This window comes from Prevotella sp. khp7 (assembly GCF_900109055.1).
Classification (GTDB): domain Bacteria; phylum Bacteroidota; class Bacteroidia; order Bacteroidales; family Bacteroidaceae; genus Prevotella.
Window position 1 is genome coordinate 792,121 of record NZ_FOIV01000002.1, and the last position, 24,520, is coordinate 816,640.

At 45.1% G+C, this 24,520-nt stretch carries 10 protein-coding genes and 2 pseudogenes; 10 read left to right on the forward strand and 2 right to left on the reverse strand.

What is annotated here, in order from left to right; all coding sequences use genetic code 11:
• Window positions 1-81: 81 nt before the first annotated feature.
• Window positions 82-1,512 (forward strand): ComEC/Rec2 family competence protein, encoded by a 1,431-nt coding sequence (locus tag BMX82_RS06750; RefSeq protein WP_091767136.1) that lies wholly within the window; start codon window positions 82-84, stop codon window positions 1,510-1,512.
• Here BMX82_RS06750 and BMX82_RS06755 read toward each other — a convergent pair.
• A complete protein-coding gene (locus BMX82_RS06755; protein WP_255396559.1) occupies window positions 1,478-2,377 on the reverse strand; it encodes an AEC family transporter in 900 nt (299 codons plus the stop codon). The two genes, BMX82_RS06750 and BMX82_RS06755, sit on opposite strands and share 35 nt — an antisense overlap.
• Before the next feature lie 49 nt (window positions 2,378-2,426).
• Window positions 2,427-5,156, reverse strand: coding sequence for a triple tyrosine motif-containing protein (locus BMX82_RS06760; protein ID WP_091767142.1), 2,730 nt, complete (start codon window positions 5,154-5,156; stop codon window positions 2,427-2,429).
• 293 nt (window positions 5,157-5,449) lie between these two features.
• On the opposite strand from BMX82_RS06760, the gene BMX82_RS06765 reads away from it, so the two are divergent.
• From BMX82_RS06765 to BMX82_RS13195, 9 genes and pseudogenes are all read left to right on the forward strand, one after another.
• On the forward strand, window positions 5,450-8,557 hold the full coding sequence (locus tag BMX82_RS06765) for a SusC/RagA family TonB-linked outer membrane protein (protein WP_255396560.1): 3,108 nt from the start codon (window positions 5,450-5,452) through the stop codon (window positions 8,555-8,557).
• 40 nt (window positions 8,558-8,597) lie between these two features.
• Window positions 8,598-10,271 carry a RagB/SusD family nutrient uptake outer membrane protein gene (locus BMX82_RS06770; RefSeq protein WP_091767147.1) on the forward strand — a complete coding sequence of 558 codons (1,674 nt, stop codon included), beginning with the start codon at window positions 8,598-8,600 and terminating at the stop codon, window positions 10,269-10,271.
• Window positions 10,272-10,300: 29 nt separating this feature from the next.
• Window positions 10,301-10,900, forward strand: a complete 600-nt coding sequence (locus BMX82_RS06775) for a hypothetical protein (RefSeq protein WP_143058334.1) — start codon at window positions 10,301-10,303, stop codon at window positions 10,898-10,900.
• A gap of 204 nt (window positions 10,901-11,104) precedes the next feature.
• Window positions 11,105-11,914, forward strand: a pseudogene (locus BMX82_RS13315) (alginate lyase family protein); the annotation flags it as partial.
• Window positions 11,915-13,102: 1,188 nt separating this feature from the next.
• Entirely contained in the window at window positions 13,103-14,683 is a 1,581-nt protein-coding gene (locus BMX82_RS13320) for a ThuA domain-containing protein (RefSeq protein ID WP_410524405.1), read from the forward strand.
• A 25-nt stretch (window positions 14,684-14,708) separates the two neighbouring features.
• The gene (locus BMX82_RS06790; RefSeq protein WP_091767179.1) at window positions 14,709-17,951 is read left to right on the forward strand and encodes a SusC/RagA family TonB-linked outer membrane protein; all 3,243 of its coding nucleotides are present in this window, start codon (window positions 14,709-14,711) and stop codon (window positions 17,949-17,951) included.
• 17 nt (window positions 17,952-17,968) lie between these two features.
• On the forward strand, window positions 17,969-19,966 hold the full coding sequence (locus BMX82_RS06795) for a RagB/SusD family nutrient uptake outer membrane protein (protein ID WP_091767325.1): 1,998 nt from the start codon (window positions 17,969-17,971) through the stop codon (window positions 19,964-19,966).
• Window positions 19,967-20,145: 179 nt separating this feature from the next.
• Window positions 20,146-21,885 (forward strand): annotated as a pseudogene (locus BMX82_RS13190) (glycoside hydrolase family 2 TIM barrel-domain containing protein); the annotation flags it as partial.
• 444 nt (window positions 21,886-22,329) lie between these two features.
• The gene (locus BMX82_RS13195; protein ID WP_255396571.1) at window positions 22,330-24,513 is read left to right on the forward strand and encodes a glycoside hydrolase family 2 protein; all 2,184 of its coding nucleotides are present in this window, start codon (window positions 22,330-22,332) and stop codon (window positions 24,511-24,513) included.
• Window positions 24,514-24,520 lie beyond the last annotated feature (7 nt).

Here is a 24,520-nt window from a genome sequence, read left to right on the forward strand (position 1 = left end):
AACTTTTCTTACATATTTCCTGAGAAGATTAGGGGTTTACGCCAAAAAGTTGTACCTTTGCAGAACTAAATTAGAAGCATTGTGAGAAACAGATTATTGGAAAACTCACCCTTGCTAAAGCTGGCTGTCTTCATGATGGCGGGTATCGTAGTGGGACACTATGTGATGGTGCTGACACCATTGCAACTTCTGCTGTTATTGGCCGTTGCAGTTTTTCTGGCTTTGATGATGCGCCGAAACGGTCAGCTGCAATCGTTGGCTATCTGTGTGTGCTTTGCTGTCCTGGGGTGGTTCCTTACTGTATGGCACAAGACTTCGGAACCTGTGTGGCCAGAAGAAAAGGTTGTATATGAGGCGGTAGTCACGAGTCGACCGATAGAGAAGCCGAAGACAATGGCTATCGATGTGGTATTGATAGGTAGTGGGCATACGTTGAAATGTTATCTGTATAAAGATGAGCGGAGCAAGTCCCTAAAAATCGGTGATGGTTTGAAAATACAATCCAGAATAGAGAATGGTCGCACATTTGTGACAAGCTGGGACTGGCAGAGGTCTCGCCCCACTCTTAGTAGCCTGTCAGTGTTGACCAGGACTAGGCTCTTTTTCCTGAAACTGCGTAGCAGGTTGCTCGAAAGATTCGACGTGGAGGATGCTGATGACGATGCTTATGCAGTAGTGGCAGCGATGACGCTTGGCGATAAATCAGCGTTGACCAAAGAACTGAAGGATACTTATGCCATAACCGGAGCTTCGCACGTATTGGCTTTGAGTGGGCTGCATCTGGGTATCATCTATATGCTGCTTTCTTTCTTAACGGTGGGGCACAGGTGTCAGACTATGACGCAAATCTTTATCGTAATGAGTGTATGGCTATTTGTGTTCCTTGTAGGCATGTCGACTAGTGTAGTGCGTTCTGCCATCATGCTGAGTGTATATGCTCTTTTGCAGTTAGGGTATAGGGAGAAAATGTCAATCAATACCCTTGCATTTACTGCTATTGTGATGTTGATGGCTAATCCGTTGTCGCTTTTCGATGTGGGCTTCCAAATGTCGTTCATGGCTGTGTTCTTCATATTACTGTTCATGCCGTTATTCAATGAACTGATAGCTCAAAAGAATCTGATGTCCCATCGGGTAGTAAAATGGTTTTGGAGTATATTTGCCGTCTCTTGTGCGGCCCAGATTGGTGTAGCCCCACTGATTGCTTATTACTTCGGACGGTTCTCAACTTACTTTCTGCTTACAAATCTGATTGTACTTCCTGCGGCTATGCTGATACTTTACTTGTCGTTGGTAGTATTATTGATTCCGTCTTTCGCGTACCTATTATTATATATTGTCTCAAGACTGAATGCAGCTTTGATACGGATAGCAACCATGCCTTATGCAAGCATAGAAGATTTACATCCTTCGATTATGCAAGTGGTGATGATCTATGTCATCATTCTTGCTGGTTACATATTGATGGAACGGCTTCTTAGAATAAAAGCATTACCAGCAGGGGAATGCTGATCATGGATAGCAGGGTGGTGATAAAGGTGACTTCTGTAATCATGGTCGTGTCTTTCTCATACTTCAGGCAGAGAATGGTTCCATAGGTGGCTACAGGCATGGCAATCACTACGGTGTTGATATTCACCACAAAACTGTCGAAACCTAAAAGTGTGCACAGATAATACATGCCGATGGGCAGAATGGCCAGTCGGAACAAGGTGGTAATATAAACGTTGGTGTTGCCTAACAGTGATTTTATCGGGAGGTTCGACATTGATGAACCGATGATCAGTAGCGCTGCTGGCACGGTAATATTGCCAATCATGGTCAGTGGCTGACTAATGACCTCGGGGATATTGTCGATGCGCAGCGCTACTATCAGCATGGTTAGATAGCAGGCTAACATTGGGGTAGAGTAGAGCACCTTCTTCTCAAATCGACTTTCTTCAACCTCATTTTTCCCTGTAATCAGGATAGTGCCTACCGTAAACACCGCAAACGTGTTTACCACATTCAGCACGGCTGCATAGAATACGGCCTCGTGCCCGAATATCGATGCCACCACGGGGTAGCCCATAAAGCCCACGTTGCCAAACATCAGTGCAAAACCAATAGTCCCTTCGTCGTCTTTCTTTTTGGTGAGGTAGCGTGGCAAAAAGAATGCAATACCTGTAAGCACAGCGTATGTTATTACGCTGATGAGCAATAATGGCAGAATATACTCGCGGTCAGGCAGTTCGCCCGTCATTGCCGACGATAGAATCAGCGCCGGACAAGTCATATTAATTACCAACCTCGACAGTTGTCTGTCAAAGTCGCCTCCCAAATATCCTAATTTACCAGCCCCGTATCCCACGAGCACAATGGTAAACAAAGTCATCATTACTACAAACATGGCTGCAAAGGTACTACTTTTTATTCTGATTTATGTGTTATAAAGCTTGTAGAAAGTCTGTAAGGCTGTCTTTTTGAGATAGCGCAAACTTTTGACGGATACGGTAACGGGCAATTTCTACACCGCGGATGGAGATATTGAGTAGGGGGGCAATCTCTTTCGACATTAGATTCATGCGGATGTAAGCGCAGAGCATCTTCTCCTTGTGTGAGAGTTGTGGATAGCGTTCACCGAGGGTCTTCAAGAAGTTATGATGTACGCTGTCGAATTCGCTACGGAAGGCTTCTAAGTCTTCATCATGTTCGATGTTGGTGTCAATCTGACCGATGAGTCGTACTACACGGCGTTTGATAGCAGGTAGATTCTCTTCGCTTAGTCCATTATTAATACTAACGGCTGTCTTCTTGATTTCCTGCAGCATCTCGTTTTTGCGGACTATGTTCATACGTGAACGTACTAGCTCATCCTGGCGTGCCCGTAGTTCTATCTCCAGTTTCTCTTCCTCCAGATTCTCAATCTGTTCGTCTTTCTCTTGGATGAGACGCTGTCGACTTTGTACCAGGCGACGATATAGTGTGCAGATGGCGATGAGAATAGTTATTATATATAAGGTGTAAGCCCACCAAGTACGATACCAAGGTGGTAGAATGGTAAACTCAAAACATGTCTCTCCACTTTTACTACCATTAGCGGTAATTACTCTGACGTGGTAGGTATAATGGCCTTCGGGTAAATTTGTGTATTCCTTGATGTGCAGTCGGGTAGGCTGACTCCACTCCTGCTCTTCTGAACCTTCTAACCAGTAGCTGAAACGAATTGTCTGAGTGGGATCGTAGCTATTGGCGCTATATTCGAAACGTAACGAGTTGTTACCCCACTTAATTTGTGGCGTCTCGGCTTTATAGTAGAGGGTGTCGGTGTTGTTGCCTATAACGATACGTCGGATATACGGCTGTATCAATCTGGCAGTGTCCTGTGACTGCTGGTTTTCCAACAAGGCAAAACCATCCTCAGTGCCGATAACGGCTTGGTGGTGGTTGGTAAAGCTCACATTTTCAAAATCCTCCATCAGGCAATCATTCAGGTAGCTGTGATGCACGTGGTCTTTGCTTACATGCATGGCGCCATCAGTAGCATACCAAATGCACCCATCAGACGATTGGTAGATATAGGTATAAGCAGTCTGTCCGCCCAGTTGTTGCTCTAAGGCAAAATGGCGAACCAGTTGGTCGTGAGTGGCATCGTAACGAAAAAGACCTTGACGACTGGCAATCACCATCTCGCCATCTATTTTGGTAATGTAAACATTGTCACCTTTTGGCAATGCAGCCGAATTATAACACTTCTTACTCTTAACGTTTAGCAGGTCATTGCTGAGTGTTAGGCGGTAGAGTCCTTTCTCTTTGTTAGCTACCCAGATAGCATCTGTTAGTTCTTCGATATAGAAGGTTTTAGCCGAGATGTCGGCGCCCTTCACTTTTTCTGCTATCTTCCAACCTTGTGACAATTGCTTCATCAAGCGTAAACCCCAATAGGAACTAGTGAGTAATACGTCTGGATGACGGCTAAGTGCACGTACACCCCATACACCTCGGTTGTCGTAATGGGTGATACGACTGCCGTTGATATTCATAAAGAATTGTCGTCCACCACAGAATAGCTGACCACCAATGGTGTCGAGACATAGTACCTGACTACCCGTACCTTCTACAAAGCGAATATGGTTACCCTCCATTACGTACAGACCTTGGTTAGTGCCAAAGTAGAGCTTACCTTGATAAGTGATGCTGCAGTTGCCACTGCCGATTGGTGACTGCCGACTATTAAGAAATCGCATGGGTGAGCTGAGTTGGATGCAGTCAAGTCCATTGTCGAGTGCCAACCATAGGTTTTGGTCATTGTCGAAGGCCGTAGAAAGTACCGTCTTGTTCTGCAGTCCGTTGTTAGTCGAAATCCTGTCGATAGTGTTAGTGCGCAAGTCCATTAATATCACTCCATCCTGCAGTGTGCCCAATGCCAGCATCGATCCAGATAGAGCAGCGCACGATAGCTGAATTCCACCTGAAAGTTTGTTGTCTGCTACATTGAATGGTTGCAAACGGTTGTTGCTGTAGAGGTACAATCCATTGTTACTGGTTACCAATAGCAACTTTTGCTGCCAAGGCAGTATGGCTACAATATTCGATGTTTTACGAATGTCGATACCTTCTAATGGCACAAACTTCTTTCCAACCAATACGGATAGCCCTTTATATGAGGTGATATAAAGCCGGTTGTAGACTACAGTTGAATAATGTACACCAGGTTCGCAGGCGAGTCGTGTCTTATAATCGTTAATGTAGAATGCGTTATCGCTTTGAAAAAAAACGTCGTTGCCAATACGGTGTATATACCATATGTTTACTTGTCCCTTTTGGCCCATCTTTCCTGATAGTTCTTGGTAAGCCATTTTCCCTTTGTTATTCCTTACAAAACGTCCGAACTGCCCCAAAGCACCCACGTAGATTGTGTCGCTACCAGGTAGTACCGATCTTACCTTAGTGTTGCCTGGTAGTGGGTAAGTACTCCAATTGGTGCCATCGTATTCTAACAGACCGCTATTGTTGGCAAAATACATCCAGCCTTCTTTACTTTGCCCTATCTGCCAATTCTGGTTGCCGGAGTGGTAAGTTTGCCGTGAATAGTTTATAACTGCTCGTTGCCAAGGATTCTGGGCAGTAACTTGCAGTGTGGTAGCAACCAATAGTAATAATATCCATTTCTTCATACATATTTTTATTTGGTGGCAAAGATAAACATTATATTCGAGAAAAGCAATAAACAAGAGAAATTTATTTTAATAGTTTGATGTAGCGCTTTTATTTGTTAATGCATTGATTTGTAATGAGATATTCTCTTGTAGAGAAACTACTGATGTAGTGGTTCTGTTGGTGTGTAGTAATTGTGATGTGGCAGATTATTTATGTTGGTGGAAGAATTGACTTACTTTTGTGCCATCAATTTTATATATCAAACTAAATACCTGTTTATATGAGTACAAAAAAATTATCAACACGAAGCATGAAGTTGCTACTTTGCTGCTGTACGTGGTTACTGATGGGAACTAGTGTGTGGGCACAATCCACCATAATCATTAAGGGAACCGTGCTCGATGCGAGCACGCGCGAACCTATGATTGGCGTCAGTATTCTGGAACAAGGTACATCAAATGGTACCGTGGCCGATTTCGATGGTCATTTCTCCTTAGCAAATGTAAAGAGTGGAGCAACCATTCAGCTTACGTTTATTGGCTATAAGACGCTCTCGCTGCCAGTTGCCAAAGTGCAAGGCACTATCCTGATGACTGAGGACGATAAAACACTTACCGAAGTGGTGGTGGTGGGTTATGGCACACAGAAAAAGGTAAATCTTTCGGGTGCTGTTTCTGCTGTTGATGGCGAAAAGTTGTCCGCCAAACCATCAAGTAATGTGCTCGATGCTATGCAGGGCGAACTGCCTGGTGTAGCTGTACTACGAAGCAGTGGTGAGCCTGGTAGCGAGACCAGCGGTATGCGTATTCGTGGCTTCTCGTCGGTCAACTCTACCTCAACGCTTGTGCTGATAGATGGTGTTGAGGGCGATTTGTCTCTGCTCAATGCCGAAGATATCGAAAGTATTTCGGTACTGAAGGATGCTGCTGCCTGTGCTATCTATGGTGCCCGAGCTGCTGCTGGTGTAGTACTTGTTACTACAAAGAATGGTGGCGATGGCAAGCCCAGAATCAGCTATAGCGGTTATTATGCTACCAACCTGCCTAGTAATATGCCAGAGCGTTTGCCTGCATGGGAAGAGCAGGAGTGGATAAATATCGGACGAATCAATCAGGGTGGTAAACCCGAGTGGAACCCAGAGCAGTCAAGTTGGGTAGGTAATAGCAACTTCAACTATCGTCCCAATAATACCAATGGCCGTTGGGATCTGTTCTCGGCTACCAACTGGGTAGATGAGGGTACACGTAATCATTCTGATCAGACCAACCACAGTCTGTCTGTGTCGGGTGGTTCCAAAAATATCAACTACCTGATTTCGGGAAACTATTTTTATAAAAACGGTATGCTTAAGTATGGTAAGAACGATAACACCCGTGTTAATCTGCATGCCAAGGTAAATGCCGAGTTTAGTAAGTATATTGCTGTAGGTGTAAACATGCAGTATCAGTCGAAAAAGAATAATAATCCATCGGCAGGAGCTGGTGCCATCCTAAATAACCTTTATGGCTCTCGTGCACGCCAGCTTATCTATAATCCTACTGAGGACGTAAACTATGACGTTAATCCCTATAATGGCGATTTGCAATTTAACCCTATCCAAGTGATGAAGGAGGGCGGACAGTCGGAAACACTTTATGAAACTTTTGTTGGTAAGGGCGACCTGACCATCAAGAATCTGTTAAAAGGTTTGCGTATTAACCTTAGTGCCAGTCGTCGTGCTGGATATTATACAGGTCGTACCGAGCGTCATTATATGGTATGGTACGGTATGACTGGTAATAATGTACGTCAGTCGTACAACGATCCTAACTCACTCTATCGTATTAAGAACAATGACTTTCACGATTTGTTCGAGGCGACTGTTAATTATGAGTTTGATATAAAGAAGCATAACATCAAGTTGTTGGCTGGAACTTCATATGAGAACTATCGTAAGGATGAGTTCTCTGCCACAGCTAAGAATATGAACTCTAACGATTTCTACTCTTTCAACTACTACGATACAGCCGAGGCAACCAACACATCTTTGGGCGATAACATCGCACCTTGGTCAATGATGTCATACTTTGGTCGTTTGAACTACAACTATGCTGATCGTTATCTGTTCGAAGCAAATGTTCGCTACGATGGTTCGTCGCGCTTGGCTCCAGAGAAACGATGGAAGGCTTTCCCTTCTGTATCTGCGGCTTGGCGTATCAGTCAGGAAGAGTGGTTCAAACTTGGTTGGATAAGCAATCTGAAACTGCGTGCCTCGTGGGGTCAGTTGGGTAATGGTGCCATTTTGGGCCTATACGATTATATCCCCACCATTGCACAGAGCACGGTGTATATGGGCGAGAAGTCGTACTATCAGAGTCAGTTGGCTTCGAAAGATAAAACTTGGGAGACTATTGAGACCACTAACGTCGGTGTTGATCTAGGTCTGCTGAATGGTAGATTGAACGCTTCGTTCGATTACTATTGGAAGTATAATAACGATATGCTGTCTAAACTACAGTTGCCACATACTATCGGTATTGGTATCCCTAATGTGAATGTGGGTAAGCTGAAAACATGGGGTTGGGAGTTCGAAATTAAGTGGAACGACCGTATTGGCGACTTCAGTTATCAGGTGGCCTTTAATATCTCTGATGCTCAGAATAAACTCATGGAGTACGATGGTGCCGATGTTATCTATGCAGGAACAGTTGGTTTGCTCGAGGGCTATGCTTTGAACACCATTTGGGGCTATAAGACTGATGGCTACTGGAGCAGCCTCGACGAATACAAACAGTATAAGGAAGCACACCCTGGTTATAAGTCGTTCAGCGACGGTAAAGTAGGTGCTGGCGATGTGCGATACCTCACATTGCCCGATAAGGATGGTAACATAGGTCATCAGGTAGGTGCTGGCGATGGCACAAAAGAAAACCACGGCGATCTGGTTTATTTAGGTGATGCCAACGGACGTTATCTTTATGGTCTTAATCTCTCTGCTCAGTGGAAAGGCTTCGATCTGACGATGATGTTCCAGGGAGTTGGCAAACGCAAACTACTGATAGATACAGAGGCTATTGCCCCATTCGGTCGCACCTATCAGATGCCTTGGACCATCCATCGCGACTATTGGACCGAGGATAATCAGGATGCATTCTGGCCACGCCTTTACAACTACAATGGCGATATGTTTAATTTCCAACCTTCCGACAAGTGGGTACAGAATGCCGCTTACCTCCGTCTGAAGAACATTACTCTGGGATACACCGTGCCTATTTCTAAGAAGTACATTCAGAAACTGCGTGTATATATCAGTGGTAACGATGTATGGGAGAAGTCTGACATCCTGAAGGTTTTCGACCCAGAATCGGGTAACAATGTAGGTCGTAACTACTATCCTTTCTTCCGCACATGGGCTTTTGGCGTGAATGTTACGCTTTAGTGAATTGATAATAGAAAAGTTATAATTGATAATTAGAATTATGAAAAAGAATATCATAAAATCCATCTATACGGCAGGTGCTGTTTGTGTCATGATGCTGCTTACGAGCTGCGAACTCGACCGTCTGCCCGAAACAACACTCGCCGATAATACCTTCTGGCAGAGTGAAACCGACCTGCGCGGTGCTTGCAATAAGTTGTATGTCGACCTGCCAGGTTTCGATCACGACCGTCGTGCAGATGATATTATCGGTACATCGGCTAATGGCACCTCGAGTGGTAACTGGAGTCTGCCTTCAACATCGGGCGATTGGAGCAACCCTTATAATAAAATAGGTGTATGCAATAATATCATTTCCAAGGGAGCCGTGGCTCCTCTTACCGATGCTCAGAAGAATCGCTGGTTGGCCGAGGCTTATTTTTTCCGTGCTTTCCATTTCTTCGATCTCGTAAAGAAATACGGCGATGTGCCTCTGATTCTGAAAGCTTTCGACTCTACCAGCGATCCGGATATCAAGATGGCTCGCACACCAAGAGAAGAGGTGATTCAGCAGTGCTACAGCGACTTGCGATTTGCCGAGGAGTGGTTGCCTGAGATCGATGCTGTCAGCAGTGATGCCGATTGGGGGCGTGTATCAAAGTCGGCTGCTCGTGGTCTGATGATGCGTATCGGTCTCTACGAGGGTACTTTCTCTAAGTATCATGGTTTGTCGAGCGACTCGAAAGCGCATCTGAAGATAGCTGTTGATGCGGCCGAGCGCCTGATTAATAGTGGTAAGCACGCCCTATATCCCGACTATCAAAAGTTGTTTTATTTTGATGGCGAGGGTCGTCAGAATAAAGAGAATGTATTTGTGAAGGTGTATGGTCCTAATGGGGCAGGTGCCACCATTGCTCATGGCAACTCTCGTCAGTTGGAGAATGGTGTCAGCGTAACGCGTCAGGCTATCGACCAGTATCTCTATACCGATGGTCTGCCTCGCGAAAAGAGCAAACTGGCAATGATCCCCGAGACACACTATGACGATATCTTTGAAAAGCGCGACCCACGTTTGGGTATGACCATCTATCATAAGGGCGAAGAGGCTTACAAGGGAGGCTATGTTCCCTTCAGCAATCAGCATGGTAATGGTTATGGCATCAAGAAAGGTTTTATGCTTGATGAGTGGACTACTAATAGTAAGGAAACGGTTGATAAGATGGTGATTCGTTATGCTGAGGTGCTGCTTTCGTATGCAGAGGCACTTTATGAGTTAAACGGTAGTATTACCGATGAGCAGTTAAACCTGACAGTGAATGCCGTTCGTGCCCGTAGTGGTTTTAGTGCTAAGCTTACCAACGATTTTGCCAAGCAGAATGGCTTGAATATCCTTGATGAAATCCGTCGCGAACGTTTGGTAGAGTTTATCGACGAGGGACTGCGCTATAACGATATCATCCGTTGGAAGATTGCCGAAAAGGTTCTGCCAACTACTATGCTTGGTCTGAAGTATAATGAGGATGATACCAATGCCCAGCGCGAAGATTTGCAGAGTCGTCTCACTACCGAGGGTGGTATGTACAAAGGACAGAAGGTATGCGACCAAGCCGATATCTATGTCATCGAAGAGGCAGCAGCCCGCTCTTTTAATCCCAATAAAGATTATTATTATCCCATCCCAACTTACGAGATTGCTACCTCTGAAGGCAATGTGGTTCAGAATGCAGGATGGTAAACAACAAACAAACTAAAAAAACGTAATTTATGAATAAGATAGTATCAAAAATCGTTTGTGCATGGTGCATCATGATGGTAGGTATGTCGTTCACTGCTTGTAACGACGATGCTTGGGGAAACGATAATCCCGAAACCCAGAATGTGTTCTACTTCGGTTTCCAGGATTGGGGTAGGCTGGATAATAAACTGGCTTATACCGTTGCTCAGGGGCAAACGTTGGATATTCCTGTCCAGTTTTGGTGCGCAGGTTCGCGTGCTTTCGATGCAGAGTCTTTCTATTATGTGGATAGCAACCTGACATTAGGAGCCGATTATCAGATTGTTGATGCCAACGGCACCTCTCTGCAGCCTAATGCCAATGGTGCCTTCAGCATGAAGTGGCAGCTTACAGGTATTGATGCCACTGATAATCATCGTGTACAGAGCATTTATTTCAAGGCTCTTAATGGTGCTAAGGGCGATGTTACAGTTACCACTTTCGATCCTAAGGATGTGGATGCTGATGATAAAGTCCGTATTTCTAATGGCTCTGCTGATGGCGTAATCTATACGCCTAATAACATCAATAATCAGTACGAGGTACATTGCTTTACACAGAATTACAAGGTAAAAGTAACTATTCAGTAATTGCTTGATATGATAAAGAATAGGTTAGTTGTATTCATACAGTTGGTTTTGTTAGTTGCCGAGGCAGGTGCGCAGTCTATTTGGGACGGCGCGCACCTGGCCCAGGTAAAATCCTGCCTGGAGCAGCCGGCCTATGCTACGGCATATCACCAGCTGATAGCCGATGCCGATACACTCATGCGTACTTTACCGGTATCTGTGATGATGAAGGAGAAAACGGCCGTTAGCGGCAGTAAGCACGACTATCTCAGCTTGTCGCGTTATTACTGGCCCGATCCTTCTGAACCCGATGGCCTGCCATATATAGTACGTGATGGGGTGTCGAATCCCGAACTGGAGAAATACGATCGTCCCCGATTGGCCGAAATGGCTCGTCGTGTAACAACTCTCTCTCTGGCTTGGTACTTCAGTAACAATGAGTGCTATGCCCAGAAAGCTGTTGAGCAGTTGCGGGTATGGTTCCTGAATTGCGATACCCGTATGAATCCCAACCTGAACTATGCCCAAACCATTCCCGGTAAATTTGGTGGCAAAGGGCGTTGTTATGGGGTTATTGATGGTTACTCATTTGTCGAGATGCTTGATGCTGTACAGTTGTTAGAGCAGTCAAAGGCATTTACAGCTAAGGATGCAAAAGGCTTAAAGCATTGGTTCTCTCAATTCTTACAGTGGATTCTTACCAGCGAGCAGGGGATAGAAGAAAGTCAGCAACTCAATAACCATTCAACTGCACACGATGCGCAAGTTATGGCTTATGCCAAATACGTAGGTAACCAGCAGGTCCTTAACCAGTACCTGAGCGCGTTTTATCAAAAACGGATGCAGGCGCAGATAGAACCTGATGGTAGGCAACCGCGTGAACTGCGTCGAACTTTAGCCTTTGGCTATTCGCAATATAACCTGAGTCATATCATCGATGTGTTTCAGATAGCAAGAGCGGTTGGATACAAATTCCAGCCCGAGGCGCATCAGTTGTTGGAGAATGCTACCAATTACCTGGCTCAGTATCTGGGTAAGAAGGTTGAGGCATGGCCTTATCAACAGATAGGCGAGTGGGACTACAAACAGCAGCTGTTAGCACACGATTTGTACCGTCTTTGGTTGTTGATCCCAGAGCGTACTGATTATCAGCAGTTGGCCTGTCGTCATATCGTGAAACGTTTTTCCGACCGCTTTTTCCTGTTGTATTACAAGCCCTGTCAGATTGATCAGGCTTTTGCCGCTGCCGATACGCAGTTGCGCTATTTGTTACAGAATACCGAACAAGCTCGCAAGATAGCGAAGGATAAGTCGAAGATCATGCCTCGCTGCTTGGAGAAAGATGGATCGCTGCGTTTGGTAGGCATGTACGATTGGTGTTCAGGCTTTTTCCCAGGTTCTCTTTGGCAGATGTATGAGTATTCACATGATGCTTTTTGGCGAGAGCAGGCAGTGTCGAATACTTGGAAGATAGAAGAGGTGAAGTATCATAAAGGAACACACGATCTGGGCTTTATGATGTATAACTCGTTCGGACAGGCTTACCGACTTACTGGCGAGCAGTCGTATCGTGATGTCGTCGTCCAGTCGGCTAAGACCCTTGCAACCCGATTCAACGAGCAGGTAGGCTGTATTCGTAGTTGGAGTTGGGGTACACCAGACCGTTGGCAGTTTGCAGTGATTATTGATAACATGATTAATCTCGAACTGCTGTTCGAAGCCTCAAGACTCACTAACGATAAGCGCTATTACCAGATGGCTGTGAGCCATGCTAATACGACGATGGCTCATCATTTTCGCGAGGATGGTTCATCTTATCATGTGGTAGATTACAATCCTGAAAACGGTAAAGTGATCAAGCGCATCACCCATCAGGGTTTGTTCGATGAGTCGGTATGGAGCCGCGGACAGGCATGGGGCTTGTATGGCTTTACCATGTGTTACCGTTATACCCACGATGAGGCATATCTGCGCCAAGCTCAGAAGATTGCGAAATTCTTTTTCTCGCAACAAAATATGCCTGCAGATTTAATCCCTTATTGGGATATGCGCGATCCGAATATCCCTGATGCACCACGTGATGCATCGGCGGCAGCCGTATTTGCTTCTGGATTATTTGAACTCGCCACTTATTCCGATACCGTGTTGGCTAAAGAGTACAGGCGGATAGCTAATCATATCATCTCGTCTTTGGTGTCAGGATATCAGCCTGCACCCCGAACCATGCGGGGATTCCTTCTCGATCATTCAACAGGTAACTATCCGGCCCAAGATGAGATTGATGTGCCTATTAACTATGCTGACTATTATTACCTGGAGGCATTGCGTCGGTCAATAACACTTGCTGACGATAGAATAGAGGATCTTGCTGCTCCACAAAAGAGAATTTTGGTGTTGGCAGAACGTGGAGGAGTGCATGAGCCTTTTACTGCTCGAGCTCTTCAATGGCTTCAGGACAATAAAGACCGTTTTAGTTTGGATTTAACTATCTGTACTTCGGCAAAAGAATTGAAGGCTGGTGAGTTGGATACTTATAATCTTGTGTTGCAATTAAATCATCCACCTTATGAGTGGAGTGAGGTCGCGCAGAAAGAATTCCATGAATATATTGAGAGAGGGCATGGTGGCTATATTGGTTTTCACCATGCCACCCTTTTGGGGGAATTTGACGGCTATCCTATGTGGTCATGGTTCTCAGACTTTATGGGTAGGATTCGATATAAGAATTATATTGCAGAGGAGTCTGATGGTAAGGTTGTGGTTGAAGACATACGTCATCCTGTGATGCAGGGTGTCCCTGATTCATTTGTTATTGAAGATGATGAATGGTATACTTATGATCAGTCTCCTCGTCGGAATGTACAAGTGTTGGCTCATGTAGACGAGGCTAGCTATACGATAGATACAAACGTAAAGATGGGGGACCATCCTGTGGTCTGGAGTAATCCTTATGTGGCTGCCCGTAATGTATATTTTCAGTTCGGACATAGTGCAACACTTTGGGATAATCCTGTGTTTGTAAGATTAGTTGAAAATGCTATTAGATGGGCGGTGGAAGAACTTCATGAGGCTTATCCTGCCAGTTATGCTTCTGCACCACGTTTCAAGGCCTTGGTTTATTGGAATCCTTTGGCTGAAGAGGCTCATGTACAGTTTGATCGTCAAGCCATGGCTTTTTTTCAAAAGCTGACCTATGGTAATGGATGGATAATGGAACAGACAACATCATTGGCAGATTATCCCTATGATAGATTAAAGGGATATGATGTGATTATCAGTTTGAATGCAATGCCGCATGTAGAGGTAGAGCGACGTGCTTTTGAATTGTACATGGAGAATGGTGGAGGCTGGATGGGATTTCATGCCTCGGCCTATAATGATAAGAACACACATTGGCCTTGGTTTAACCGATTCTTAGGGTGTGGCGTTTTTTATTGTAATAATTGGCCGCCACAGCCTGTGCTGGTGGAAAGGAATATCCTGCAACATCCTGTTACAAAGTCAATTCCGCATGAGTTCGTGGCTCCGTCCAGCGAATTCTATCAGTGGAATCCGTCACCACGGAATAATTCTGATGTTGATGTCTTACTGAGTATTTCGCAGAAGATGTATCCTTTTGGTTTGAAGGATGTGGTGAAGTTTGGTGATTTTCCACTCGTTTGGACTAATAAAAAATATCGAATGATATATCTTAATATGGGACATGGTAATGAGGGGTTCATGGACACCACTCAGCAGTTGTTGTTCATTAATGCCCTTCGTTGGATAGTCAGTTGCAATCCAAATGGAAATCCTCTTAATTAATATTTTTATTAACTAAAACCGTTTTATGAAACAAAACAAATTATCAATGATCGGCATGCGGCTGTTATTGTTTTGCTGCATGTGGCTACTGTCTGAGACATGTGTCTGGGCACAAAGTACCATTACTGTCAAGGGAATGGTGTTAGATGCTGTTACATGTGAACCTATGGTTGGTGTGAGTGTGGTAGAACAAGGTACTTCGAATGGTGTAGTTACCGATCTCGAAGGACACTTTACGCTTAACTATGTAAAGCCTGAAGCTATGATACGTTTTTCGTATGTAGGTTATATGGAAAAAATATTATCTTTGGATAAGGCTAATGGTACTATTATGATGCGTGAGGATGACAAAACACTAAGCGAGGTAGTTGTCGTGGGTTTTGGAATACAGAAGAAAGTGAATTTGACAGGTTCTGTGGCCACAGCTTCTGCGAAAGACATCGAGACTCATCCCGTTAGTAGTGCTGTGCTAGCTTTGCAGGGTGTTGTGCCTGGACTGAATATCATGAATGCAGGTCATGGTGGTGAGTTGAATGCAACCAAGACCATAAATATCCGTGGTAATGGCTCTGTTGGTAAGGATGCCAACGGTAACGATTATGCTAGTGGCTCGCCACTGATTCTTATCGATGGTATGGAGGGGGACCTAAACACCATCAATCCACAGGATATTGAGAATATTTCTGTATTGAAGGATGCTGCCGCATCGAGTATTTATGGATCGAGAGCACCTTTTGGCGTCATTCTTGTCACAACCAAAAGTGGAAAAAGTGGACGAGCTGTCATCAATTACAACAATAGTTTTCGCTTTAATACGCCAGTAAAGATGCCTGAGATGATGAATTCATGGGAGTGGATTAACTATTTTGATCAGGCCCAGTTTAACAAAAACAGTCAGCATTTATATATTGGTAGTGCCAAACTGCCCGATCTGGCTGAGCGTATTTATGAGACCTGTTATGGTAACCCCGCAGAACCAAACACACAGGTTATTGCCGATACCAATGGAAAATGGCTGTACGATTATCCTTGGGGAAATGTTGACTGGCTACAAGAATACTATAAGAAATGGTCTGGAGCTCAGGAACACAATGTAAGTGTGAGTGGCGGAAACGATAATATGAGTTATTATGTAAGTGGCAATTTCTTGGGACAGACTGGTTTTATGCGTTATGGTACAGACAGCAATGAACGCTATAACCTGACAGGTAAAATATCTGCTCAGTTAACAAAGGCTTTGAAGTTGGATTATTCAAGTCGCTACACACGTGTACACTATAGCCGTGCCCAACGTATGAATAATGATTTCTACAATAATATGCTTCGCCGTACACGTCCGAATCGTCCGAAGTATGATCCTAATGGTTATTTGATGTCGGATATCAACTATATCAATGCATTGGAAAATGGTGGACGTTCTATTGATACCAATGAGAGTTTGTCACAACAGCTTAAGTTGACATTGAATCTGATGAAGGACTGGGATGTGACAGCAGAATTGAATGTAAAGACAGATAATAACTGGAACCATACCGACGAAAAACGCGTGTATGCCCATTACGCTAGCGATCCAGATCAGACTTATGTTACCACGATGACTGGTCCCTTGCAGGATAAGGTGTCAGAATATTCATATAAGTCACAGTATATTAATCCAAACATATATTCTCACTATAACTTCTCGTTGGCTAATCACAATATCGCAGCTACTGCAGGTATGCAGATTGAACAGCAACAATATCGTGACCTGAATGCCAACCGAGCTGATATGATATCAACCGTACAGCCTGTACTTAATTTGACAACCAGCTCAACTGTTTATGGTTTGGGCGGTGCTGTTCAAAAATGGGCCAACGTTGGTTTCTTTGGACGTCTGAACTATGATTTTGATGGGCGTTATCTCTTCGAAGCTAATCTCCGCTATGATGGTTCTTCACGCTTCCGTCGAGATAACCGTTGGACATGGTCGCCATCATTCTCTTTAGGTTGGAACATTGCTCGCGAGGATTTTTGGAAACCATTGGAAGATGTAATTAATCTGCTGAAGCTACGTGTATCGTATGGAACATTAGCTAATGCTAATATTTATAATTGGTATCCTACTTATCAGACTGTTTCTACAGGTGCCGCCAATGGTGACTGGTATTTGAATGGTGCAAAACCCAATACTGCCAGTGCACCAGCATTAGTGTCGACATCTTTGACATGGGAGAAGATTAAGAATACCAACATAGGTCTTGACTGGGGGGCTTTCCGTAATCGTCTTACTGGATCGTTTGACTATTTCGTGCGTAAGACCTCCAACATGATGGGGCCCGGTATCGAATTGCCAGCCACATTGGGAACAGGTGTGCCAGCTACCAACAATACCGATATGAAGAGTTTCGGTTGGGAATTGCAGATTGGATGGCGCGATCAGATTAAAGATTTTAACTATGGTGTACGACTGAGTATTAGCGATTCGCAGGCAAAGATTCTGCGTTATGCCAATCCTACGAAGAGCCTAAGTAAGTATATTGAGGGCGAACTGATTGGTGAAATCTATGGTTATACTACCATTGGCATCGCTAAGACTGACGAGGAAATGCAGGCCCATCTGGCAAATGTAGACCAGAGCCCGCTTGGTAATCAGTGGGCAGCAGGCGATATTATGTATGCAGATCTGAATGGGGATGGTAAAATTAATAATGGAAGTAATGCGCTTGATGATATGGGTGATATGAAAAAGATTGGTAACTCTACTCCGCGTTTTATGACAGGCGTAAACATCGATGCAGCATGGAAAGGTATCGACCTGCAGATTTTTTTTCAGGGAGTATTGAAACGTGATTGGTGGCCTGGTGATACCAACATGACTTTCTGGGGGGTAACAGACGGCGAATGGTGGTCGATGGCTATGAAAGAGCACCTTGACTATTTCCGTACCTCGGATAATGCCCTTGGTGAGAATCTGAATGCTTATTATCCTCGTCCAGTCTTTAATACAAAGAACAATAAGACGCAGACTCGCTATCTACAGAATGCGGCATATATGCGCTTGAAGAACCTTCAGATTGGTTATACTTTCCCTAAGCAAATAGTGAGCAAAATAGGACTTCAGAATCTACGTATCTATGTGTCGGGCGAAAATTTGTTCACTTTAACAGGTCTCTCTAATACAATGGATCCAGAGACATGTGGCGCAGGATATCAATCTAATAGCCAAGCTAATGGTACGGTCTATCCTCTTTCAAAGACCTATGCATTCGGTTTAAGTGTTAATTTCTAAAGAAAGTTATGAAAGTTATGAAAACAATTAGTCGAAATTTAATAACTGGCATCCTTATTTTGCTTTCAATGGGTGAACTTGTTTCAAGTTGCAACGATTACCTTGATATCGAACCGCCCTCGTTAGTATCACCCGAGAGTTATTTAGTAGATGGAGATCAGTTGGGAGCTTATACCATCCGATACTATTCTGCCAATTTTACTAGTATTAACAATCTCTATGGCGGTGATAATGCCACTGATAACTCTACTACACGTAGTTCGAACAACCGTTACCTGAAGGGCGAATGGAAGGTGCCTGCATCAGGTGGAGAGTGGAGCTTCTCAGATATCTATCCTCTCAACTACTTTATCAATGATGTTGAGAAGAAATATGCTGAAGGTCAGATATCTGGTAATGATGCGGCTATTCGTCATTATATAGGCGAAGGCTACTTTTTGCGTGCTTATCAGTATTTTTATCGTCTGCGTAAGCTGGGGGATTTCCCCATCATCAAGACTGTATTGCCAGATAATCTCGACTCTCTTAGTGAGGCCTCAAAACGCATGCCTCGTAACGAGGTGGCTCGTTTTATTTTAAATGATCTTGACCATGCTGTCTCGCTGATGAGTAATAATCCCGATGGTGGCAAGGCTCGATTGACCAAGAGTGCGGCCCTTGTTCTGAAAGCACGTGTGGCATTATTTGAGGCTTCGTGGGAGAAATATTTTGCTGGAACGGCTTTTGTTCCTAACGGTAACGGTTGGCCTGGTGCACAGAAAGATTATAATAAGGGGTATCAGTTCCCAAGTGGTTCGGCCAAGGCAGAGGTGAATTTCTTCCTCGATCAGGCCATTGATGCCTCGCAACAGATTGCCGATAATGTCAAGTTGACACCTAATAGTGGTATTATTCAGGAGAGTGAAGCTGATGTAAATGATTATAACGATATGTTTTCTGTAAAGGATCCTAGCAAATTTGAAGAGGTGTTTTTCTATCGTCCTTACGATCGCGATTTGGGTAGCTATGTCGATTGGTTCCATCATATCTATTATGGTTATGCCCGTGGTTATACGCATCAGTTCGAGCAGTCGTTCCTCATGAAAAACGGTTTACCTATCTATGCAGCTGGTAGCGGTTATGCTGGTGATGATCGTATCGGCGATACCAAGGTGAATCGTGATGATCGCTGGCGCCTGTTTATGAAAGCTCCTGGTGAAAAGAAAACCTATATTAATACCCCAAGTCCTGAGTATTTCTCGGCAACTCCCAATATTTATTCTGACGATGTGAAGTATTCAAGTGCCACTGGTTATATTATTGGTAAGGGTTTTTCACATGATTTGAAGAATCAAGATCTGGGTAAGGACGAGACGGCGCCAATCTATTTCCGTGCTGCTGAAGCTTATCTTACCTATATAGAGGCCTACTATATGCGGCATGGACAATTGGATGCCAAGGCTGCCAACTATTGGAAAGCCTTACGTCGTCGTGCCAATGTTGATGAGGACTTCCAAAAGACTATCGATGCAACCGATATGAACGAGGAAGCAAAGAATGACTGGGGAGCTTATAGCGCCGGCAAACTGTTGACAGATAAGACACTTTATAACATCCGTCGCGAACGTCGCTGTGAGTTGATTGGCGAAGGATTCCGTTATGATGATCTTATTCGTTGGCGTGCTTTGGAGCAGTTGAATGGCTTCCAAATAGAGGGTTGTAAGATATGGGGACCTATGATTGAGGATTATAAGCAGGCTTTTGGGGTAGACTTTAGTAAACTGCTGGTTTATGGTAAGAGTGCCAAGGAGAATACTATCTCGTCGCCTTCTTTGAGTCTCTACACCCGTCCTTATCAAGTGGCTGAATCCGGCCTCTATTACAATGGCCTTTTCTGGACAATGGCTCACTATTTGAGTCCAATTGCTATTAATCATTTTCTGATAACCGCTCCTGATGGCGCTACAATCAGTGATTCGCCAATATATCAGAATCCTGGTTGGCCAACAGAAGCAAATGTAAGTGCAGAAGAGTAATAGTTGGTAAAATGTTAGTTAGGTTATATTTGTTATTATTATTTGTTTCATTGATTGGTAAGTCAGATGCACAGCCTGTGATGGGTGATGGGCATCTGACACAGACCATCAATGATGGTTGGACGTTTGAAGGACAGAGGATAAACCTGCCGCATACATGGAATACCGATGCTTATATAATGAAGGATTATCGTCAGGGGTGTTTTACTTATGAACGTTCTTTCGTGTGGCATCAGTCTGGTCGTCAGACCTGGCTGAAGTTCGATGCAGCCTTCAAACGTGCTGATGTGTTGGTGAATGGTCAACCCATTGGTCAGCATATCGGCGGCTATACCGCTTTCGCATTTAACCTAACCCCATATTTACGAGAAGGAAGTAATACCCTGCAAGTAAAAGTGTCGAATACCGATGAGACGATAGCGCCTGTTTCAGCCGACTTTACTTTCATGGGGGGTATCTATCGCGATGTGTGGTTGATAGAGAAGGCTGTACAGCATTTTGATGTGGTGGATGGAGTGAATGTTACAGCCAATCTTCATCAGGTCACTGTTGATTGTAGAGTTTCTGTGCCCAATGGTTGCCAAGTGGTCTGCCTATTACAGGATGCCGAAGGGCATGTTATAGCCCAGGCTTATCGTCGTGCTAGTACGAACACGCGTCTAGTTCTGCCTTTACCCCCAAAACCACATCTCTGGTCGCCAGAATCACCTTATTTATATAAGGTAGTCACGCTACTGCAAAGCAAGAACGGTAAGATGGAATTCGATTGTCAGCAGCGCTCGGTGGGTGTCCGCTCGTATGCATTCGATGCAGAGAAGGGATTCCTGTTGAATGGCAAACCTTATAAACTGCATGGGGTGTGTCTCCATCAGGACCAGAAACCGTTTGGCATCGCACTTGACGATGACCAGCATCGGCGTGATTTCCGACTGATGAAGGAGATGGGTGTGAACTTTGTACGTTTGGCGCATTATCCACAGGATGATGCGTTGCTCGAACTGTGCGATCGCGAGGGTATGTTGGTCTGGGAAGAAATCCCCGTGGTGGATATTGTGCCTGAAGGCGAGGCTTTTGCAACAAACTGCGAGCGCCAGTTGCGAGAGATGATTCGTCAACATAAAAGTCATACATCTATTATTCTCTGGGGGTATATGAATGAGATTCTACTTCAGACGCAGCGCCGTTATCAGGGGGGACTGCTCGATGCTGCCATCCAACGTACACTCGCATTGGCCCAAAGGTTGGAACTGGTTGTACACGAGGAAGATAGCAGTCGTGCCAGTGTGATGGCTTTTCATAGTAGTAATGATTATAATAAAGTAGGGTTGAGTGATATCCCGCAGGTCGTAGGTTGGAACCTCTATCAGGGGTGGTATGGTTCGGATATGACTGATTTCGAACGTTTCCTTGAGCGCCAGCATCGCCAGCAGCCTACTCATCCCATCATCGTTAGTGAGTATGGGGCTGGAAGCGACCTCCGTTTGCATAACCCGACAAACGCGGTGGCTTTCGATTTCTCAATGGCATATCAACAGCGCTACGTTGAGCATTATCTGCCGGTCATTGAACAGACACCTTATGTGTGTGGAGCGGCTTATTGGAACTTCATTGACTTCGCCTCGGCCAATCGTGATGAGTCGATGCCACGAATCAACAACAAGGGCTTAGTTACTAACGCTCGTCAGCCTAAGGATGTGTATTACTATTTTCAAGCTAACTGGATTCAATGCCCTGTAGTGCATATTGCTGTCCGTGATTGGTCCGATCGCTGTTCGTTTGAGCGCAAGATGCCCGTCAAGGTATATACTAATCAGCCCACGATAGAATTGATACATAATGGGCAGTCGTTAGGTTGGAAAAAGGTGGTTAACTGCCGGGCAGTATTCGATGTGTCATTTTCTGATGGTGTCAACACTTTACGGGCAGTTACAGAGGCTCATGAGGATGTGGCAACAGTGACATACCGTCAGCCGTCAGCTGAGATTGCTGTAAATGTTGGTAGCAACTGCTATTTCCAGTCAGACGCCTCCGGACTGACTTGGTTGCCCGACCAACCTTATCGTGAAGGCAGTTGGGGTTATATCGGCGGCAAGACTATACAAACGCAGAAGGAGATACTCCTGACGCACGATGGACCGCTCTACCAAACCATGCGCGAGGGTATGCAGGCTTATCGTTTCGATGTGCCTATAGGACGTTATGAGGTTGAACAGTTATCTGTCGATACCCGTAAGTCGCAGGCCTCAAGTGCTTATCTGTTGGGACGCCAGGATACCCATAGTGGTGGAATCGCTGTACGTCGCCGTTACTTCGTCGATAATACCGATGGACATCTGCTCATAACATTCAAACCCAACGAAAGCTTGTCGGCCATCAAAATCAGAAAACTCTCTCCTGCCATTGTACCACCCAAACAGCGTGTCGAAAGTAGCTGGCAGTTTGCTCGTCAAGACCAACTGCATAATTGGCAGACAATCCATCTGCCACATTGCTACAATGCGCAGGATGGTGTCGATTCCGACGTGAAATACTATCAAGGGACGGGCTGGTATCGCACCACACTGCAGGTAGATAATCCATATCCAAACGGTCATACGCTGTTGGAGTTTGAGGGAGCTGGCCAGAAAACAGATGTGTATGTAGATACGGTATTGGTGGGCTCACATATTGGTGGATACGACCGTTGGACGGTCGATCTTACTCGCTTCGGCAATGGGGCATTGCCATTGGTGGTTCGTTGTGATAATAGTCGCGATGTGCAGATGATACCATCCAACTTGTCCGACTTCTGTCTCTATGGTGGCCTCTATCGCCCAGTCAATATGTTGTATATGCCTGAGACGTATATCGATGATGTCCGTATTGATGTCAATGGTAACACGGTCATCATATCTCCTCAGCATTCCCTGCAAGTGGAGTTGTTTTCTCCTGATGGCAAGCGTGTTTTCAAGGGCGACAACCACAAGCCTATCGTCATCAGTCATCCTGTGCTGTGGGATGTCGACCATCCCCAGCTCTATACTGCCCGTATCCGCTATGGCAAGCAACTGATCGAGAAGCGTTTTGGTTTTCGTACATTTGAGTTCAAAACGCACGGGCCGTTTTATCTGAATGGTCGGCGTTTGCTGCTCAATGGTACGCATCGTCATGAAGATCATGCTGGTGTAGGAGCTGCCATGACCGACGAGCAGATTCGTCGCGAGATGCAGCAGATTAAAGATATGGGAGCCAATTTTATCCGTTTGGGCCATTACCAACAGCGTGACCTCGTGTTGCAGCTTTGCGATTCGCTGGGCTTGCTGGTGTGGGAGGAAATTCCTTGGTGTCGTGGCGGCGTAGGTGGCGAACGCTATCAGGCGCAAGCCCGTCGCATGCTGACCAATATGATTACTCAGCACCGGCATCATCCTTCCATAATCCTTTGGGGATTGGGCAACGAGAACGACTGGTCTGGCGATTTTTCGGATAAGATCGATACTGTTGGCGTCAGACAGTTGATGACATCGCTGAATACCTTGGCCCACCAACTCGACCCGAGTCGCAAGACCACTATCCGACGATGCGATTTCTGTGCCGACATCGTCGATGTCTATTCGCCTTCTATCTGGGCGGGTTGGTACGCCCAACGTTTTACCGACTACCGCACCATGGAACAGTCGGCCATCGAGAGTTTCCCTCATTTCCTTCATGCCGAGTGGGGTGGTGACAGCCATGCTGGGCGTCATGCCGAGAGCGGTTTTGATATCGAGGCGGGAGATAGAAATGGTGACTGGTCGGAGAGCTATATTGTACGCTTGTTCGATTGGCATTTGAAAGAGCAGGCGCAGATGGATAGTCTCACGGGTTCTGCCTTTTGGACCTTTAAAGATTTTTGCACCCCTTTGCGTCCCAATAATCCGATTCCTTATGTCAACCAGAAAGGCGTATGTCAGCGCGATGGTACGCCCAAAGAAAGCTATTATGTGTTCCAGTCGTATTGGTCGACCAAGCCTATGCTCCATATTTACGGCCACACTTGGCCTATCCGTTGGGGCAACGAGGGCGAGGCAAAAGAAATTCTAGTCTATTCCAATCAACCCGAGGTGGAATTGTTCGTGAATGGCAAGTCGTGTGGCAAAAAACGGCGTCGAATCAGTGATTATCCAGCCCAAGGGTTCCATTGGCATGTGCCGCTGGTAGCCGGTGTTAATCATATACGTGCCGTGTCAGCCGAGCTTACTGACGAAATCACTTGCACGTATCAGACCGAGAAATGGGGCGCACCAGCACAAATCAAACTGAGTTATGCTAACGGGCTTCTAACGGCACAGATCTGTGATGTTCAAGGTGTACCATGCTTGGATTCGAAGGACAGGATTGAATTCTCGCTTATTGGCGATGGTTATATCCATCAGAACGAAGGAACATCTACTGGCTCCAGTCGCATTCAGGCTGCTAATGGCCGTGCCAGCATTCGTGTCGATGTCTCAGGCGAGTGCATGGTCTATGTTCGGACATATCAAACAGTTTTTTTTGATATAATACATGCTGAATTAAAAATAAATTAGTAAGTTT

Excerpts from the sequence above, each read along its gene's own strand:
- BMX82_RS06755 (WP_255396559.1), bottom strand. The coding sequence starts at position 2,377 with ATGATGACTTTGTTTACCATTGTGCTCGTGGGATACGGGGCTGGTAAA.
- BMX82_RS06760 (WP_091767142.1), bottom strand. The coding sequence starts at position 5,156 with ATGAAGAAATGGATATTATTACTATTGGTTGCTACCACACTGCAAGTT.
- BMX82_RS06765 (WP_255396560.1), top strand. The coding sequence starts at position 5,450 with ATGAAGTTGCTACTTTGCTGCTGTACGTGGTTACTGATGGGAACTAGT.
- BMX82_RS06770 (WP_091767147.1), top strand. The coding sequence starts at position 8,598 with ATGAAAAAGAATATCATAAAATCCATCTATACGGCAGGTGCTGTTTGT.
- BMX82_RS06775 (WP_143058334.1), top strand. The coding sequence starts at position 10,301 with ATGAATAAGATAGTATCAAAAATCGTTTGTGCATGGTGCATCATGATG.
- BMX82_RS13320 (WP_410524405.1), top strand. The coding sequence starts at position 13,103 with ATGCGGGGATTCCTTCTCGATCATTCAACAGGTAACTATCCGGCCCAA.
- BMX82_RS06790 (WP_091767179.1), top strand. The coding sequence starts at position 14,709 with ATGAAACAAAACAAATTATCAATGATCGGCATGCGGCTGTTATTGTTT.
- BMX82_RS06795 (WP_091767325.1), top strand. The coding sequence starts at position 17,969 with ATGAAAACAATTAGTCGAAATTTAATAACTGGCATCCTTATTTTGCTT.